The 16,141-nt window shown below is 74.5% G+C and carries 19 protein-coding genes; 6 read left to right on the top strand and 13 right to left on the bottom strand.

Annotated elements, in window-relative coordinates:
* Positions 1-56 precede the first annotated feature (56 nt).
* Positions 57-1,256, bottom strand: a complete 1,200-nt coding sequence (locus O2W17_RS04925) for an acyl-CoA dehydrogenase family protein (RefSeq protein ID WP_269191278.1) — start codon at positions 1,254-1,256, stop codon at positions 57-59.
* Positions 1,257-1,452: 196 nt separating this feature from the next.
* Between O2W17_RS04925 and O2W17_RS04930 the strand changes: the two genes are divergently transcribed.
* Positions 1,453-1,890 (top strand): DUF4190 domain-containing protein, encoded by a 438-nt coding sequence (locus tag O2W17_RS04930; protein WP_269191279.1) that lies wholly within the window; start codon positions 1,453-1,455, stop codon positions 1,888-1,890.
* Between the two features lie 49 nt (positions 1,891-1,939).
* The gene (locus tag O2W17_RS04935; protein WP_269191280.1) at positions 1,940-2,647 is read left to right on the top strand and encodes a M23 family metallopeptidase; all 708 of its coding nucleotides are present in this window, start codon (positions 1,940-1,942) and stop codon (positions 2,645-2,647) included.
* A gap of 67 nt (positions 2,648-2,714) precedes the next feature.
* Here the strand turns inward: O2W17_RS04935 and O2W17_RS04940 are convergent, their stop codons facing one another.
* The 3 genes from O2W17_RS04940 to O2W17_RS04950 all read right to left on the bottom strand — a co-directional run bounded on the left by O2W17_RS04940 (position 2,715) and on the right by O2W17_RS04950 (position 5,652).
* On the bottom strand, positions 2,715-3,668 hold the full coding sequence (locus tag O2W17_RS04940; RefSeq protein WP_269191281.1) for an HpcH/HpaI aldolase/citrate lyase family protein: 954 nt from the start codon (positions 3,666-3,668) through the stop codon (positions 2,715-2,717).
* A gap of 158 nt (positions 3,669-3,826) precedes the next feature.
* Positions 3,827-4,750 carry a DMT family transporter gene (locus tag O2W17_RS04945; protein ID WP_269191282.1) on the bottom strand — a complete coding sequence of 308 codons (924 nt, stop codon included), beginning with the start codon at positions 4,748-4,750 and terminating at the stop codon, positions 3,827-3,829.
* Positions 4,747-5,652 carry a PhzF family phenazine biosynthesis protein gene (locus tag O2W17_RS04950; RefSeq protein WP_269191283.1) on the bottom strand — a complete coding sequence of 302 codons (906 nt, stop codon included), beginning with the start codon at positions 5,650-5,652 and terminating at the stop codon, positions 4,747-4,749. The genes O2W17_RS04945 and O2W17_RS04950 overlap by 4 nt, the downstream gene beginning before the upstream one ends.
* A gap of 24 nt (positions 5,653-5,676) precedes the next feature.
* On the opposite strand from O2W17_RS04950, the gene O2W17_RS04955 reads away from it, so the two are divergent.
* Both O2W17_RS04955 and O2W17_RS04960 read left to right on the top strand, forming a co-directional pair.
* Positions 5,677-6,915 (top strand): magnesium transporter MgtE N-terminal domain-containing protein, encoded by a 1,239-nt coding sequence (locus tag O2W17_RS04955; RefSeq protein ID WP_269191284.1) that lies wholly within the window; start codon positions 5,677-5,679, stop codon positions 6,913-6,915.
* Entirely contained in the window at positions 6,908-7,441 is a 534-nt protein-coding gene (locus O2W17_RS04960; RefSeq protein ID WP_269191285.1) for a DUF1003 domain-containing protein, read from the top strand. The genes O2W17_RS04955 and O2W17_RS04960 overlap by 8 nt, the downstream gene beginning before the upstream one ends.
* 9 nt (positions 7,442-7,450) lie before the next feature.
* Here O2W17_RS04960 and O2W17_RS04965 read toward each other — a convergent pair whose 3' ends face one another.
* Genes O2W17_RS04965 through O2W17_RS04980 form a run of 4 tightly spaced genes read right to left on the bottom strand, consistent with a single transcriptional unit; the run spans position 7,451 to position 9,312 of the window.
* Positions 7,451-8,119, bottom strand: a complete 669-nt coding sequence (locus tag O2W17_RS04965; RefSeq protein WP_269191286.1) for a DUF6518 family protein — start codon at positions 8,117-8,119, stop codon at positions 7,451-7,453.
* A gap of 58 nt (positions 8,120-8,177) precedes the next feature.
* On the bottom strand, positions 8,178-8,489 hold the full coding sequence (locus tag O2W17_RS04970; protein ID WP_269191287.1) for an AzlD domain-containing protein: 312 nt from the start codon (positions 8,487-8,489) through the stop codon (positions 8,178-8,180).
* Entirely contained in the window at positions 8,486-9,178 is a 693-nt protein-coding gene (locus O2W17_RS04975; RefSeq protein ID WP_269191288.1) for an AzlC family ABC transporter permease, read from the bottom strand. The genes O2W17_RS04970 and O2W17_RS04975 overlap by 4 nt, the downstream gene beginning before the upstream one ends.
* An 11-nt stretch (positions 9,179-9,189) precedes the next feature.
* Entirely contained in the window at positions 9,190-9,312 is a 123-nt protein-coding gene (locus tag O2W17_RS04980) for a hypothetical protein (RefSeq protein ID WP_269191289.1), read from the bottom strand.
* A 156-nt stretch (positions 9,313-9,468) separates the two neighbouring features.
* On the opposite strand from O2W17_RS04980, the gene O2W17_RS04985 reads away from it, so the two are divergent.
* Entirely contained in the window at positions 9,469-10,620 is a 1,152-nt protein-coding gene (locus O2W17_RS04985; RefSeq protein ID WP_269191290.1) for an Mrp/NBP35 family ATP-binding protein, read from the top strand.
* Positions 10,621-10,841: 221 nt separating this feature from the next.
* Here the strand turns inward: O2W17_RS04985 and O2W17_RS04990 are convergent, their stop codons facing one another.
* From O2W17_RS04990 to sigE, 4 genes are all read right to left on the bottom strand, one after another.
* A complete protein-coding gene (locus tag O2W17_RS04990; protein WP_269191291.1) occupies positions 10,842-11,207 on the bottom strand; it encodes a twin-arginine translocase TatA/TatE family subunit in 366 nt (121 codons plus the stop codon).
* 81 nt (positions 11,208-11,288) lie between these two features.
* Positions 11,289-12,725 carry a S1C family serine protease gene (locus tag O2W17_RS04995; RefSeq protein WP_269191292.1) on the bottom strand — a complete coding sequence of 479 codons (1,437 nt, stop codon included), beginning with the start codon at positions 12,723-12,725 and terminating at the stop codon, positions 11,289-11,291.
* Between the two features lie 116 nt (positions 12,726-12,841).
* Positions 12,842-13,411 (bottom strand): anti-sigma factor family protein, encoded by a 570-nt coding sequence (locus tag O2W17_RS05000; protein WP_269191293.1) that lies wholly within the window; start codon positions 13,409-13,411, stop codon positions 12,842-12,844.
* Positions 13,408-14,001 carry an RNA polymerase sigma factor SigE gene (gene sigE / locus O2W17_RS05005; protein ID WP_269191294.1) on the bottom strand — a complete coding sequence of 198 codons (594 nt, stop codon included), beginning with the start codon at positions 13,999-14,001 and terminating at the stop codon, positions 13,408-13,410. The genes O2W17_RS05000 and sigE overlap by 4 nt, the downstream gene beginning before the upstream one ends.
* A 199-nt stretch (positions 14,002-14,200) precedes the next feature.
* Here sigE and O2W17_RS05010 point away from each other — a divergent pair, with 199 nt between their 5' ends.
* Complete coding sequence (locus tag O2W17_RS05010; RefSeq protein WP_269191295.1) at positions 14,201-14,860, top strand: O-methyltransferase; 660 nt, start codon at positions 14,201-14,203, stop codon at positions 14,858-14,860.
* Between the two features lie 13 nt (positions 14,861-14,873).
* On the opposite strand, the gene glgC is transcribed toward O2W17_RS05010, so the two are convergent.
* The gene (gene glgC / locus O2W17_RS05015; protein ID WP_269191296.1) at positions 14,874-16,094 is read right to left on the bottom strand and encodes a glucose-1-phosphate adenylyltransferase; all 1,221 of its coding nucleotides are present in this window, start codon (positions 16,092-16,094) and stop codon (positions 14,874-14,876) included.
* Positions 16,095-16,141 lie beyond the last annotated feature (47 nt).

Genomic DNA, 16,141 nt, shown 5'->3' on the forward strand with positions numbered 1-16,141 from the left:
ACGCACGTCGGCCCCCGTCCCCTTGCCGGGGAACGGGGCCGACGTGCGTGCGGGGTTCAGCCCTTGAGCTTGTAGGTCCTGAGCAGACCGCGGCTGATGATCGTCTTCTGGATCTCGCTGGTGCCCTCGCCGATCAGCAGGAACGGCGCCTCGCGCATGAGGCGCTCGATCTCGTACTCCTTGGAGTAGCCGTACCCGCCGTGGATGCGGAAGGACTGCGTGGTCACCTCGGCGCAGTACTCGCTGGCGATCAGCTTGGCCATGCCGGCCTCGACGTCGTTGCGCTTGCCGGCGTCCTTGAGGCGGGCCGCGTTGACCATCATCAGGTGGGCGGCCTCGACCTTGGTGGCCATCTCGGCCAGCTGGAAGGCGATCGCCTGGTGCTGGGCGATCGGCTTGCCGAAGGTCTCCCGCTGCTGGGCGTAGGCGACGGCGAGCTCGAAGGCGCGGATGGAGATGCCGCAGGCGCGGGCCGCGACGTTGACCCGGCCGACCTCGACGCCGTCCATCATCTGGCTAAAGCCCTTGCCCGGCTGGCCGCCGAGGATGTCGCCGGCCTCGGCGTGGTAGCCGTCGAACACCAGCTCGGTGGTGTCGACGCCCTTGTAGCCCATCTTGTCGATCTTGCCGGGGATGGTGAGCCCGGGCTTGACCTCGCCGAAGCCGGCCGGCTTCTCGACGAGGAACGTCGTGAGGTTCTGGTGCGCCTTCTCGGCGCCCTCGTCAGTGCGCACCAGCGCCGCGACCAGGGTGGAGCTGCCACCGTTGGTCAGCCACATCTTCTGGCCGTCGATGACGTAGTTCCCGTCGGCCTGCTTGACGGCCTTGGTGCGGATGCCGGCGACGTCGGAGCCCAGCCCCGGCTCGGACATCGAGAAGGCGCCCCGCACCTCCCCGGTGGCCATGCGCGGGAGGTAGTGGTCCTTCTGCTCCTGCGTGCCGTGCTGCTTGATCATGTACGCCACGATGAAGTGGGTGTTGATGACGCCGGAGACGCTCATCCAGCCACGCGCGATCTCCTCCACCACCAGCGCGTAGGTGAGCAGCGACTCGCCGAGGCCGCCGTACTCCTCGGGGATCATGAGCCCGAAGATGCCGAGCTCCTTGAGCCCGTCGACGATCTCCTGCGGGTAGGTGTCGCCGTGCTCGAGCTCCTGCGCGTTCGGGATGATCTCGCGGTCGACGAAGCTCCTGACCGTCGACAGGATCTCGCGCTGGATGTCGGTCAGATCAGCGGTCTGTGCCAAGCGGGTCAACGGGTGCGCTCCATTCGGGACTGCGGTGTCCGAGTTACCGAGGAGTATGGGTCACGCTCGGGGCCCCTCCGGCGTGTGCCTGCTCACCTTTCCCCGCCGCACCGCCCGTCGCATCGGCCGCGTGGCGCCTCCCGCGGTCGCGCCGCGGGCGTGGTGGAGTAGCCGCTCGGCGGCACCGCACGGCACAGGAGGACCCATGACCCACGGCGACGACGGGCTGTACCGCGGCGATCCGCCGCCGGCGGCGCCCGGCGCGGGCGCCGTCCCGCCGGGAGCCGGGTACGCCCCGCCCGGCTACGCGCAGCCGTACGGTCCGCCGCCCGGGTACGGCGCTCCGCCCGGGTACGGCATTCCGCCCGGGTACGGCACTCCTCCGGGTCATCCCGCGCAGTGGGGCCGGCCGACGAGCGGCCTGGCGATCGCCGCGCTGGTCATGGCCTTCGTCTTCCCACCGGTGGGGCTGGGCCTATGCATCTCGGCGCGCCGGCAGATCCGCCGGACCGGCGAGGAGGGTGACGGCATGGCGCTGGCCGGCGTCATCGTCGGCGGCATCGGGACCGGCATCTACGTACTGGTCCTGCTCGTCTGGATCATCGCCTTCGCGGCGCTGACCAGCACCGGCTTCGGCCCCTGAGCCGCCCGCGGGCCTGTCCCCGGCCCCGCCCGGTCCCTACGCTCCCGCCATGGCGGCCGAGCACCCGGTAGGAGACCCCCGGGCGGTCGAGCTGGCGCTACCGTTCACCGGCCGCTGGCTGACCCGCAACAGCCCGGCCCGGCGGGTGCCGAGCCACGGCACCGACCTGCTCGGCGAGCGGTACGCGGTCGACTTCGTCGGGGTGGACGCCCAGGGCCGGACGGCGGGGATGCGCGACTGGCGGACCCTCGTCGCCACCGAGCCGCCCGAGCGCTTTCCCGGGTTCGGGCGGCCGATCCTCGCGCCGGCCGGCGGCACCGTCGTCGCCGTGCACGACGGCGAGCCCGACCACGGGGCCCGGCGGTCGCAGCTGGCGCTCGTGCCCTACGCGCTCGGGCAGGCCGGCCGCCTCCGGGCGGGGGTGCACGCCATCGCCGGCAACCACGTGATCATCGCGCTGCCCGGGGCGCAGGCCTACGTCGCCCTGGTGCACCTCCGGCGCGGCTCGGTCCGGGTCGCCGCCGGCCAGGTGGTGGCGGTGGGCGAACCGGTCGGCACCTGCGGGAACTCGGGCAACTCGACCCAGCCGCACGTCCACCTGCAGGTCATGGACAGCGCGGACCTGTCCGTCGCCCAGGGCGTGCCGATGGTCTTCCGCCGGTTCCGCGAGCAGCTCCGCACCGGCACCGTGCTCGTGCGGGAGCTGGGGATGCCCGGGGAGGGTTCGGTGGTGGAACCCCTGCCCGGCGAGGCATAGGAAGCTATGCCTACGAATTCGGGGTCGGATCCGTAGGCATAGCTTCCTATGCCTGGTGAAGTGCGGCTCAGCTCTCCGGCGGGGTGAAGGACGAGGTGCGGGACAGGCCGGCGGCGCGGCCCTTGCCCGCGATGACCAGCGCCATCTTGCGGCTGGCCTCGTCGATCATCTCGTCGCCGAGCATCGCCGAGCCCTTCTTGCCACCGGCCTCCGACGTCGCCCAGTCGTAGGCGTCGAGGATCAGCTCGGCGTGGTCGTAGTCCTCCTGGGACGGCGCGTAGATCTCGTTGGCGGCGTCGATCTGACCCGGGTGCAGGACCCACTTGCCGTCGAAGCCGAGCATCGCCGAGCGCTTGGCGACCTCCTCGAAGGCGGGCACGTCGCGCACCTGCAGGAAGGGGCCGTCGATCGCCTGGACGCCGCGCGCGCGGGCCGCCATGAGGATCTGCATGAGGATGTAGTGGAACGGGTCGCCCGGGTAGTCCGGGTGCAGCGCGCCCACGACCAGCGACTTCATGTTGATGCTGGCCATGAAGTCGGCCGGGCCGAAGATGATCGTCTCGATCCGGTCGCTGGCGAACGCGATGTCGTTGACGTTGATCAGGCCCTGGGCCGTCTCGATCTGCGCCTCGATGCCGATCCGGCCGATCTCCAGGCCGTTGGCCTTCTCGATCTGGGTCAGCAGCATGTCCAGCGCCTTGACCTGGGCGGCGTCCTGCACCTTCGGCAGCATGATGGCGTCGAGGTTGGCGCCGGCCCCGCCGACGACCTCGAGCACGTCCTGGAAGGTCCACTCCGTCGTCCAGTCGTTGACGCGGACGGTGCGGATCTTGTCGCCCCAGCCGCCCTCGTTCAGGGCCGCGACGATGTTCTTCCGCGCACCGGGCTTGGCCAGCGGCGCGCAGGCGTCCTCCAGGTCCAGGAAGACCTGGTCGGCCGGCAGGCCCTTGGCCTTCTCCAGGAACCGGGGGTTGCTGCCGGGAACGGCGAGGTTGGAACGACGGGAGCGGAGCTCGGCCACGGTGCCTCTCTTCGTGCAGACGACGGCGTCTTCAGCTACCGGAGGGTAGCCAGGCGACTCCCGGGCCGCTGATCACCGGATCGCGTCGAGTGCGCAGTTGTGGTCGACGACACTTCTCGACACGCCGGATCGGGTGACCAGGACTGCCCGGTCGACGCTCAGGTGCCCGGCTCGACCAGGGTCGCGGGCCGGCCGGCGCGCACGACCAGCGCCACCCCGGCCATCACCAGCACGACACCCGGGAGCGCCAGCAGCGGCGGGACCTGGCCGAGCAGGACGAGGGCGAACAGCAGCGCGCCCGGGACCTCCAGCAGGATCGCGAGGCTGACGACGGTCGGCCCCACCGACGAGAGCACCAGGTTGAGCAGCGTGTGCCCGAACAGCTGCGCGGTGACGGTGATGCCCGCGATCAGCCACCACTCCCGGGCCTCGAACCCGGCCAGCGGCGCGTCGAGGAGCAGGGCGGCGACCGCGATGACGACGGCGCACACGGAGTAGCAGACGATGGCGTAGGCCGAGGTCGCCAGCCGCCGGCGGGCGCGCGCTCCCGCCAGCACGTAACCACCGGCGCAGACCGCCCCCAGCAGGGCCAGCCCGTCCCCGGCGAGCGCCTCGGCGCTCACCGTCACGTCAACCCCCACGATGAGCAGGACGCCGGCGAACGCGAGCAGCAGTCCCCACCACACCGCGGCCGGCAGCTGCACCCCCGAGATCCGCGCCGCCAGCGCCGTCCAGATCGGCGTGGTGGTGACCAGCGCGACCGAGGCGGCGACCGTCGTCATCGACAGGCTCGGCAGCCACGCGGCGAAGTGCGCCGCGAGGAACAGCCCGGCGACGACGGAGCTGCGCAGGTCGCGCCCGCGCAGGCCGGTCAGCGTCGCCCGCTCCCGGGTGAGCAGCACCGGGACGAGTGCGGCCGCGGCCGCGGCGTTGCGCCAGAACGCCAGCGCCAGCATCGGCGCGGTCACCACCGCCGTCAGCGGCGCCGACAGCGAGATGCCGACGACGGCGAGGGTGAGCAGGCCGACGTCCCGGCTCCCCGGGCGGTGCAGCGCCCAGGCCTCGGCCGAGGCGGTGCTCACTCCGGCACGCGGATGCGGCCGCGCGCGACCGGGACGACGGCGCCGCGCACGGTCGCGGCGACCGCCCGCCCGCCGGCGGCGGTCACGGTGCACAGGAGGACCGAGGGCCGACCCATGCGCTCGCCCTGCCGCACGGTGTAGGAGGACGTGCCGTCGCCGGCGAGCAGCCCGCTCTCCACCAGCCACACCCCGGTGCCGAGCGCGGCCGACCCGGTGGCCGGGTCCTCCCCCCAGCCCAGGTCGCGGGCGAAGACCCGCGCCCGAATGGTGGCCGAGGCGGCGTCCCACGACAGGACGGAGACCCCCTCCCCCACGTCGAGCGCGTCGAGCGCCGCCCGGTCGGGCACGGCCCGGTCGACCGCCTCCGGGCGCACCGACACGTAGGCGAACGGCAGGCCGCAGCCGGCGACGTCGGCGGGCACGCCCGTGGCGTCGGGCTCCCCGAGGCCCAGGGCGGCGGCGAGCTCCGCGGGGGCCGGTCCGTCCTGCAGGGTGGGCCGGCCGCCGGAGAGCGTCGCGCCGTCGGCGTCGACCACCACGTCGAGGATGCCGGCGCCGCACTCCTGGCGAAGCGTCCCGGCCGGCAGCCGCCCGGTGCGCACCAGCGTGTGCGCCGCGCCGACGCTCGGGTGCCCGGCGAAGGGCAGCTCGGCGAACGGCGTGAAGATGCGCACCCGGTAGTCGGCCGCCGGACCGCCGGCCGACCCGGGGTGGTCGGCGCCCGGCCCGGTCGGATCGGACAGGAACGAGGTCTCGGACAGGTGGAACTCGTTCGCCAGCGCCTGGCACTGCGCCGTCGTCAGCCCGCCGGCGTCGAACACCACGGCCAGCGGGTTGCCGGCGAACGCCCGCTCGGCGAACACGTCGACGACCTCGTAGTCCAGCTCACCCGGGGCAGCCACGGCGCCGACGGTAGCCTTCGGGCCGTGACGACGGTGACCAGGGCGTACGTCTCCCGGCTCGCCGGGTTGACCGTCTTCGACCCCAACGGCGACCGGGTCGGCAAGGTCCGCGACGTCGTCGTCGGCCTCCGCGTGGGCACCGCGTGCCCCCGGGTGCTCGGCGTGGTCGTGGAGGTGGTCGCCCGGCGCCGGATCTTCGTGCCGATGGGCCGGGTGACCGCCCTCGACCCGGGCGCGGTGATGCTCGCCTCGGGCACGCTCAACCTCAAGCGCTTCGAGCAGCGGGCCGGCGAGACGCTGGTGCTCGGCGAGCTGCTGGACCGGCAGGTCCGGATCAACGAGTCCGGCAAGGACGCCCACGTGGTGGACGCCGGCATGGAGCAGACCCGCACCGGCGACTGGCTGCTCTCGCGACTCGCCGTCCAGGAGCCGGGCCGGCTCGGCCGCCGCGGGCAGCTGCACCAGCTCGCCTGGGACGAGGTGACCGGGCTGGCGCTCCCGCAGACCGGGCAGGGCGCGGAGACCCTGATCGCCACCTACCGCGAGCTCAACGCGGCGGACATGGCGCACGCGCTGCAGGAGCTGCCGATCAAGCGCCGGCACGAGGTGGCCGAGGCGATGGACGACGAGCGGCTGGCCGACGTCCTCGGCGAGCTGCCCGAGGCCGAGCAGATCACCATCCTCGGCACCCTCGACGAGGGCCGGGCGGCCGACGTGCTCGAGGAGATGGATCCCGACGACGCCGCCGACCTGCTGTCGGAGCTGCACGACGTCGACCGGGACCGCCTGCTGGAGCTCATGGAGCCCGACGAGGCGGAGTCGGTGCGCCAGCTGCTCAAGTACTCGGAGGACACCGCCGGCGGGATGATGACCAGCGAGCCGGTGATCCTCGCCCCGGACGCCACCATCGCCGAGGCGCTGGCGCGGGTGCGCCAGGAGGAGATCACCCCGGCGCTGGCCAGCCAGGTCTACGTATGCCGCCCGCCGTCGGCCACGCCGACCGGTCGGTACCTGGGCCTGGCGCACATCCAGCGGCTGCTGCGGGAGCCCCCTTCGACGCTGGTCAGCGGGGTGCTCGACGACCTCGAGCCGCTGAGGCCGGAGGCCCCGCTGGCCGAGGTCACCCACTACTTCGCCACCTACAACCTCGTGGCCGCGCCCGTGGTGGACGCGCAGGGCCGGCTGGTCGGTGCGGTCAGCGTCGACGACGTCCTGGACCACCTGCTGCCCGAGGACTGGCGGGAGCGGGCCCGCCGTGGCTGACGGTCCCCGGCTCGACGTCCCCAGCGGCGGCGCGCGGCGGTTCGGCAGCTTCCTGCGGCTCAACCCCGACGCGGTCGGGCAGTTCGCCGAGAGCATCGCGCGCTTCCTGGGCACCGGCCGGTTCCTGGCCGTGCAGACGATCCTCGTCGTCGTCTGGATCGCGCTCAACGTCTTCGCCGTGCGGCTGCGCTGGGACCCGTACCCCTTCATCCTGCTCAACCTGGCGTTCTCGACCCAGGCCGCCTACGCCGCCCCGCTGATCCTCCTGGCGCAGAACCGGCAGACCGACCGCGACCGGGTGCAGGCGGAGGAGGACCGTGCCCGGGCCGCGTCGACGCGCGCGGACACCGAGTACCTCGCCCGCGAGCTCGCCTCGGTGCGGGTGGCGGTCGGTGAGCTGGCCACCCGTGACTTCATCCGCAGCGAGCTGAACCGGCTGCTGCCCGAGGACACCGACGACGACGGCGGCGGCGAGCGGAAGAAGAAGGGCAAGAAGCGCCGGGAGCAGGCCGACCCGGTCGCCTGACGCGGCGGGTCAGATGATCCCGGTGTCGTGGAGCAGGCGGTTCAGCAGCTCCTGCGCCAGCCAGGCCATGGGCAGCAGCAGCCCGAGCGCCCAGAGGCGGGTGCTCCGGTGCCGCGGCAGGACGAGCACGACGACGAGGGCGACGACGATCTCCACGGCCGCCTGGACCGGGTGCAGCACCACGTCGCTGCCCGTCCGCTCCAGCCAGACGCCCCGCAGGGCGCCGTTCGCCAGGGCGGTACCCGCCGCCAGGGCGAGCACGGCACCGGCCGCCGGACCAGGCCGCCGGGTGGCCCAGCACGTCCCCATGGCGAATACGGCCACGGCGGTGGCGGACAGGGCCAGCCAGGCCAGGATCAGCTGCGGCTCGTAGCCGAACCCGAGCACGAACACCGCCCAGCCGTAGTACGCCGCGGTCATCGCGGCGAAGAAGGCCGCGGCGCGGAGGGCCGCCGCGCCGACCCCCGGCGCGAACCGGCTGATCAGCGCGACCACCAGCACCCAGGCCGCGGGATAGGTCCCCAGGTCGCCGGCCCACTGCCAGCCCGACTCGTCCGCGGCCTTGGCCGCGACCCCGGCGAGGGCACCGAGCACGGCGAGACCGGCCGGCCGGCGCAGCCCACGCGAGCGGGATGCCGTCCGGGCGGGCGCCGGCTCCTGCTCGCGCACCTCGGTCACGCGGCGATCGTGGCCGACGGAGGGCCGATCCGGTGGTTCCGGCGCGCAGCGGTACCGGTCAGCCGGTGAGGACGTGCACGAGCGCCCCGGCCGCCCCGGCGAGGACCAGAACCAGGATGAACGGCGCCCGCATCGCCAGGGCCAGAGCTGCGACGGCGAGCCCGGCCAGCCGGCCGTCGACCACGACGTCGTCGCCGCTGGTCAGCCCCTGCACCACGACCAGCGCGGCGAGCAGCGCCGCCGGCACGAAGTCCACGACCCGCGCCACCCACGGCTGCTCCACCCACGACGCGGGCACCGACAGCCCGGCGAGCTTGAGCAGGTAGCAGCCGACGGAGGCGACGAGCACCGCCGTCCAGGTGGCGCTCACGACGTCACCGCACGCCGCGGCCGGCCGGCCAGGGCGACCGCCACGACGGCGGCGACCACCTGCACCCCGGGCGGGACGAACGGGGTCAGCGCCAGGGCGACCACCGCGCCGCCGAGCGCCACCCGGCGCTGCACGGCGGGCTCGGGGAACCCGCGGCCCAGCCGCGGCCAGAGCAGGGCGAGGAACGCGGCCGGGACGACGGCGTCCAGCGCCGCCCGCGCGGTACCGCCCAGCGCGGCGGCGCCGAGCGCACCGACGACGGTCGTGGCGTTCCAGGTCAGGTACAGCGTCGCCCCGCCCACCCAGAACGCCAGCCCGGCGAGCGCCCGGTCGGGGGCCGCAAGCGACAGCGCCGTCGTCTCGTCGATGACCCAGTGCGCCGTCCCCGCGCGGCGCAGCGGACCACGCGGTCGCAGCAGCGGCACCAGCCGCACGCCGTAGACGGTGTTGCGGGTGCCCAGCAGCAGCGCGCTGCCGACGGCGGCCAGCGCGCTGCCACCGGCGCCGAGCACGCCGACGAGGGCGAACTGCGAGGCCCCGGTGAACATGACGGCCGACAGCACCAGCGCCTGCCAGACGTCCAGCCCCGCCGCGTCGGCGGCGGCACCGAACGCCACCCCGTACAGGCCGACGGCGAGGCCCAGGCCGACGGCGTCGCGCAGCGTGCGGGCGCGGGCGGGATCGGGCACGTCCGCCAAGGCTAGGGGTACTGCTGAGCGCCGCTCCCGGGGGTGCCGGGCCCCTCCCCCGGGACCACGCGGCTCCCCTCGATCCGCTCGGTGGCGCGGCCGGCCGGCGGTGGAGCCGCGTCCGGGCTGGTCATGCGCCCGAGCATGGCACCGACCTGAGCAGCAGATCACCCCCGCACCCGGGGGAGTGCCGCAGGAGCCGCCGTACAGTGGCTGGAGACCCGTGGAGGCAGTGACGCCGAGGCCCGGAGGCCGGTACGGGTGCCCCGTCGAAGGAGACACACATCCCGATGTCCGACACCCTGACCGGCCAGCCGGCGCTCGACGCGATCAACGCCGCCCTGGCCACCGTCCAGGACCCGGAGATCAACCGCCCGCTCCCCGAGCTGGGCATGATCAAGGACGTGCGGATCGGGCCGGACGGCTCGGTCGCCGTCGAGGTCTACCTCACCGTCGCCGGCTGCCCCATGCGCGAGACGATCACCAACCGGGTCACCCAGGCCGTCTCGGCCGTCCCGGGCGTGACCTCGGTGCAGGTCAGCCTCGACGTGATGAGCGACGAGCAGCGCAGCGAGCTGCGCAAGACCGTCCGCGGGTCCGACGCCGCCGAGCCGGTGATCCCCTTCGCGCAGCCGGGCTCGCTGACCCGCGTCTACGCGGTCGCCTCCGGCAAGGGCGGCGTCGGCAAGTCCAGCGTCACGGTGAACCTCGCCGCGTCCCTGGCCAAGCGCGGTTTGGCCGTCGGCGTCGTGGACGCCGACATCTACGGGCACTCGGTGCCCCGCATGCTGGGCGTCGACGACAAGCCCACCCAGGTCGACAACATGATCATGCCGCCGCAGTCGATGGGCGTGAAGGTCATCTCGATCGGCATGTTCACCCCCGGCAACACCCCGGTCGTGTGGCGCGGGCCGATGCTGCACCGCGCGCTGCAGCAGTTCCTCGCCGACGTCTGGTGGGGCGACCTCGACGTCCTGCTGCTGGACCTCCCCCCGGGCACCGGTGACGTCGCCATCTCGATCGCGCAGCTGCTGCCCAACGCCGAGATCCTCGTCGTCACCACGCCCCAGCTGGCCGCCGCCGAGGTGGCCGAGCGGGCCGGCGCGATCGCGACCCAGACCCACCAGCAGGTGGTCGGCGTCATCGAGAACATGAGCTGGATGGACCTGCCCGACGGCTCCCGCGTCGAGGTGTTCGGCTCCGGCGGCGGGCAGACCGTCTCCGACGCCCTCACCCGCACACTCGGTGCGCGGGTGCCGCTGCTCGGTCAGATCCCGCTGGACACCCGGCTCCGCGAGGCCGGCGACGCCGGCGCGCCGATCGTGCTCGCCGATCCGGACTCCCCGGCCGCGCAGGCGCTGGAGAAGATCGCCGACGGGCTCGCCGTCCGCCAGCGCGGCCTGTCCGGCATGTCCCTGGGGCTCACCCCGGTCAAGCACTGAGTGATCTGTCGGCCTCCGGCCGACGACCGCGGCCAGGAGCCGTCCCCGACCTGCGCTGAGCCCTGCCCAGCGCCTCGTCGGGGACCCTCCGGGCCCCGCTCCTCGGCGTGCCCCGCGGGGGCGGCTCCCGGTCGGTCCCGCTCCCGGGTGCTGTTCCCGATGTAGCTACGCGGCGCCGGTGACGTGACGCCTCGGGAGGGCCTCCGGCCCCCCGCTCGGCGTCACGTGGCGTCGATGTCGAAGGGCGGGGGGACGGCGCGGTCGCGCATCTGGGCGGCCACCACCGTGGCCGACGTCGCGCCGGCGGGCCCGGTCCGGCGCACCGGCACGTCCTCGTCGTCGCCCATCAGCTGGCTGCGGATGAAGGTCCTGGGGTGGTACTTGCGCAGGTCGATGTCGCGCAGGTCGGAGAACTCGTCGCCCAGGGAGTCGTTGACCTGCTCGCGCACCCCGGTGATCGCCGAGCGCACCTTCTTGAGCCCGGACGCGGCCTCCTTGGCGAGGTCGGGCAGCCGCTCGGGGCCGAAGATGAACAGCGCCGCGAGCAGCAGCACGGCGATCTCGCCCCAGCCGATCGAGTCGAACACCGTCGCTCCTGTCTGACCGACCGCCCGCGCGGTCGCCGGCTCCAGCCTAGGCGGGTGGCGCCCGCGCGGTCGCCCCCCTGATCAGGCGGTGCCGAGCGTCACCTCGACGGTGCGGGAGCTCCCCCCGCGCACCAGCTCGAGGGTGACCTGGTCGCCCGGCTCGCGGGCGTCGACCGCCACCGCGAGCTCCTCCGAGCTGCCGACCGGCGTGTCGTCGACCGCGATGATGATGTCCTCCTCGCGCACGCCCGCCTGCGCCGCGGCGCTGGCCGGCTCCACGTTGAGCACCAGGGCGCCGTCGCGGGTGCCGTCGGTGACCGACCGGGCGTTGACCCCGAGGGTGGCGTGCACGGCCGAGCCGGTCGAGATCAGCTGGTCGGCGATCCGGGTCACCGTGTCGATCGGGATGGCGAAGCCGAGACCGATCGAGCCGCCGGTGCCGGTGGAGGCGATGGCGGTGTTGATGCCGACGAGCGCCCCGCTGGCGTCCACCAGCGCCCCACCGGAGTTGCCCGGGTTGATCGGGGCGTCGGTCTGCACGGCGCTGATGACGGCGTTGGTGTCGGTGCCCTCGCCCGAGAGGCGGACCGGCCGGTCCAGCGCGCTGACGATCCCGCTGGTGACCGTGCCCGCCAGCCCCAGCGGCGACCCGATGGCCACCACCGGGTCGCCGACGACGACGTCGCCGGAGCGGCCGAGCGACGCCGTCACCAGGCCCGGTTTCTCCACCTTGATGACCGCGAGGTCGCTGGCCGGGTCGCGGCCGACGATGCGCGCGGCGGACCCGCTGCCGTCGGAGAACACCGCCCGGATCTCCGCGCCCTCGACGTCGTCGGCGCCGGAGATGACGTGGTTGTTGGTGACGATGTAGCCGTTCTCGCCGTCGATCACGACGCCGGAGCCGGTGGCGCCGGCCTGGCCGACGCGCACCTCGATGGAGACGACCGCGGGGATGACGGCGTCGGCGATGTCGGACACCGAGCCCGGTTCGCGGGTGATGCCCGGGTCGACCTGCGAGAGAGTCGTGCCCGGGGTGAACAGCGGCGTCTCGTCGGCGGTGCGGGTCAGGTACCAGCCGACCCCGCCCCCGACCAGGCCGACGACGAGCAGGGCGAGCACGGCGAGCGTGGCCAGGCGCACCGAGACGTCGCGCAGCCGGACCTTGCGGCGCCCCTGGGCGTCGACGACGACCGGGCCCGGCTGGCTGTCCTCGACGTACACGGCCGGGGCGCCGAGCGCGGCCGGGGACGCCGGGTCGCGCCAGGGATCGCTGCGCGCGTCGGCCTTCCACCACGGGCCGCTGGCGGTCCGGCGCGCGCCCGGGCGTCCGCCGGGCGGGTCCTGGAGCCCGCCGCGGCCGGGGGCGGGCGGGCCGAAGGCGCGCAGCAGCGCCTCCGGCGGGGGCGGCGGGACGGGGCGCGGCGGCGCCGGCGGGCGGCTCCCGGCGAAGCCGCCCGCCTCGCGCTCGGGCCGGCCGAACGCACCGGCCTGCGCGGGGGTGGGCTGCGGCGCGGGCACGGGGCGGGGGCTCAGCCGCTGCGCCGCGCTCTCGTCGAAGGCGCCGGACTGGCCGTCGGGCCGGGCGAAGGTCGCGTCGTCGGCGGGCGGGCCCGCCGCGGGTTCCCGGGAGTCGCTCAGGGGGTGCCGCCCGGGGGGGTCAGACCGGAGGAGTTGTCGACGGTGACGGTGCGCAGGACCGGCGGGGCGACCTCGGTGTGCTGCCCGGGACGCGCCATGTCGGTGCCCGGTGCGCGGCCGGTGTCGGCGGGGAGCGTGAGCGCCAGCGCGGTCACCCCCGCGCCCAGGCCCACGATCGTCCCGGCCACGCCGCGGCGGAACCAGCGCCCGCCGAACGGACCGCGCCGGTGCGCGCCCTCGGTGAGGTCGAGCGACCACGCGCCGGTGCTCCCCGAGACGGTGAGCTCACCCGGCGTGGCGCTCATCGACCCGCTGCCCCCGCCGGAGCCCGGGACGTCGGCGGTGAAGGGGATCGCGCACAGCCGCGACACGAGGTCGCCGGGGACCGCGACGTCCGCGGAGTCGTGCAGGGCCTCCTTCGCCTCCCGCTGGGCGGCCACCGCCATGCGGCAGGACGCGCAACCGGCGAGGTGCCGCGCCGCCCGGTTCGCGGGCCCGGCGGTCAGCTCGCCGTCGACGAGCGCGGCGATCGCCTCCTGCGCGAGGTGGCTCTCCGGGATGCTCACGCCCCGACCTCCCCGGGGACCATGCCCCCGCGGCGCGGGGCCAGGTGCGCCAGCGCCTCGCGCAGCTGCACCCGGCCGCGGTGGATGCGGCTGCGGACCGTGCCCAGCTTGATGCCGAGGGTCGCGGCGATCTCCTCGTAGGTGAGGCCCTCGATGTCGCAGAGGACCACGGCCACCCGGAACTCCGGGGAGAGGGCGTCCAGCGCGGCCTGCACCTGGGGGTCCAGGTGGGTGTCGGCGTAGACCTGCTCGGGGCTCGGCGCCCGGCCGGGCAGCCGCTCGGTGTCCTCGGGCAGCGCGTCGAAGCGGATCCGCTGCCGGCGGCGGACCATGTCGAGGAAGAGGTTCGTGGTGATCCGGTGCAGCCAGCCCTCGAAGGTCCCCGGCGAGTAGTCGGCCAGCGACCGGAACACCCGGACGAAGGTCTCCTGCGTCAGGTCCTCGGCGTCCTGCGGGTTGCCCGAGAGCCGGTAGGCCAGGCGGTACACGCGGGCGGAGTGGTCGCGCACGACCTGCTCCCAGGAGGGGGCCACCCAGGCGTCGGCCTCCGCACCAGGGCCGGCGGGCTGCGCTGCGGGAGCCTCGGACACGCCACCAGGATCGCAGACGGGGGCGGTCAGGACCTCCCCGGCGTCGGCGGGTCGGGCGGGCACGGCTCGCTTCAGGCGCACGTACTGATCAACGGACGACCGGCACACAGGTGTTCCCGTGCACCGCGGCTCACAGGAGACGCACAGGTGTGGCCGCGCACGCGGTCGCGGAGGCCCGGGCCACTACCCTCGGCCGGTGATGAGCGCCGAGGAACCGCCGCGCGGGCGCGGCACCGACCAGGGCGCCGCCTACGCCGACCGCTACGCCGCGGAGTCGCCCGAGATGGCGGCCGCGCGGCACCGCGCGCAGTTCCTGTCGGGGGCCGCCCCGGTCGAGCCGCCCGTGGGGGCCACCCTCGCCGTCCTCGCCGCCACGTCCGGGGCCCGCTCGGTCGTCTCCGTCGGCAGCGGGGGCGGCCTCGCCGCGCTCTGGCTGCTCCGCGGCATGCGGCCCGACGGCGTGCTCACGGCCCTGGACGCCGATCCCGAGCAGCTCCGGGCGGCACGCCAGGCGCTCGCCGAGGCCAAGGTGCCCGCCAGCCGGGCCCGGCTGATCTTCGGCACCCCCGGCGAGGTGCTCCCCCGGCTCTCCCCCGGGGGCTACGACATGGTGTGCTGCGCCGGCCCGCCCCGCGAGTACTCCGAGCACCTGCCCGCGCTGCTGTCCCTGGTCCGCCTCGGCGGCACGCTCACCTGCCACGGGCTGCTCGAGGGCGGCCGGATCGCCGACCGCACGGCCCGCGACCCGCAGTCGGTGGCCTGGCGCGAGATCGCCCGCACGATCCGCGACGACGAGGCGCTGCTGCCCGCCGTCCTGCCCATCGGCAGCGGCCTGCTGGTCGCCACCCGGCGGGCCTGACCCCCGCGCGGGCCTACAGGTACGCGCGGGCGCTCTTGCCGAGGACGGTGATCCCGCCGGCGCTCACGTGGTAGCGCTCCCGGTCGAGGTCGTGGTCGTACCCGATCCGCGCCCCCGCGGGCACGACCGCGTTCTTGTCCAGGATCGCCCGCCGGACGTGCGCGCCCTCGCCGATGTACGCCCCGTCCATGACGACGCTGTCCTCGACCCGGGCACCCCGCTCGACGCGGACCCCCGGGGAGATGACCGAGCCGCGCACCGCGCCGCCGCCGATGATCGCGCCGGCGCTGACCATCGACTCCTCCGCCCGCCCGCCGAGCACGAACTTCGCCGGCGGGCGCTGCGGCGGCAGCGTGTAGATCGGCCACCGCTCGTTGTAGAGGTTGAACACCGGCGTCACCGAGACCAGGTCCATGTGCGCGTCGTAGTAGGAGTCGATCGTCCCGACGTCCCGCCAGTAGCCGTGGTCCCGGTCGGTCGCCCCGGGGATCACGTTGGTGGAGAAGTCGTAGACCCACGCCTCCCCGGCCGCGGCCAGCATCGGCATGATCGAGCCGCCCATGTCGTGCACCGAGTCCGGGTCCTCGGCGTCGGTGCGCAGCGCCTCGAGCAGCGCGTCGGTGCTGAAGACGTAGTTGCCCATGGAGGCGAAGCTCTCCTCGGGCGAGTCCGGCAGGCCGGGCGGGTCGGCCGGCTTCTCCAGGAAGCCCCGCACCCGACCTTCGGCGTCGGAGTCGATCACGCCGAACTCGGTCGCCTCGCGCCGCGGCACCCGCAACCCGGCGATGGTGACGCCGGCCCCGGTGTCCAGGTGCTGCTGGATCATCTGCGCCGGGTCCATGCGGTAGACGTGGTCGGCGCCGAAGACGACGACGATCTCGGGCCGCTCGTCGTAGATCAGGTTCAGGCTCTGGAAGATCGCGTCGGCGCTGCCGGTGTACCAGCGCGGGCCGAGCCGCTGCTGGGCCGGCACCGGCGTCACGTAGTTGCCCAGCAGGCTCGACATCCGCCAGGTCTGGGTGATGTGCCGGTCGAGGCTGTGGCTCTTGTACTGGGTCAGGACGGCGATCTGCCGGACGTCGCCGTTGACCAGGTTGGAGAGCACGAAGTCGATGAGCCGGTAGTTGCCCCCGAAGGGGACGGCCGGCTTCGCGCGGTCCTGGGTCAGCGGAGCAAGCCGCTTCCCCTCACCGCCCGCCAGGACGATGCCGAGCACCCGAGGACCGCCACGCATGGGACGCACCGTATCCGCTGCGCGGGGACGCGGCGCCATCCGTCCAC

The organism is Blastococcus sp. VKM Ac-2987, assembly GCF_026967805.1.
GTDB lineage: Bacteria > Actinomycetota > Actinomycetes > Mycobacteriales > Geodermatophilaceae > Blastococcus.

Bases quoted from the DNA above. Each gene is read 5' to 3' on its own strand.
- O2W17_RS04980 (WP_269191289.1), bottom strand. From the start codon at position 9,312: ATGACCAGCCCGGACGCGGCTCCACCGCCGGCCGGCCGCGCCACCGAG.
- glgC (WP_269191296.1), bottom strand. From the start codon at position 16,094: ATGCGTGGCGGTCCTCGGGTGCTCGGCATCGTCCTGGCGGGCGGTGAG.
- O2W17_RS05010 (WP_269191295.1), top strand. From the start codon at position 14,201: ATGAGCGCCGAGGAACCGCCGCGCGGGCGCGGCACCGACCAGGGCGCC.
- O2W17_RS04985 (WP_269191290.1), top strand. From the start codon at position 9,469: ATGTCCGACACCCTGACCGGCCAGCCGGCGCTCGACGCGATCAACGCC.
- O2W17_RS04930 (WP_269191279.1), top strand. From the start codon at position 1,453: ATGACCCACGGCGACGACGGGCTGTACCGCGGCGATCCGCCGCCGGCG.
- O2W17_RS04935 (WP_269191280.1), top strand. From the start codon at position 1,940: ATGGCGGCCGAGCACCCGGTAGGAGACCCCCGGGCGGTCGAGCTGGCG.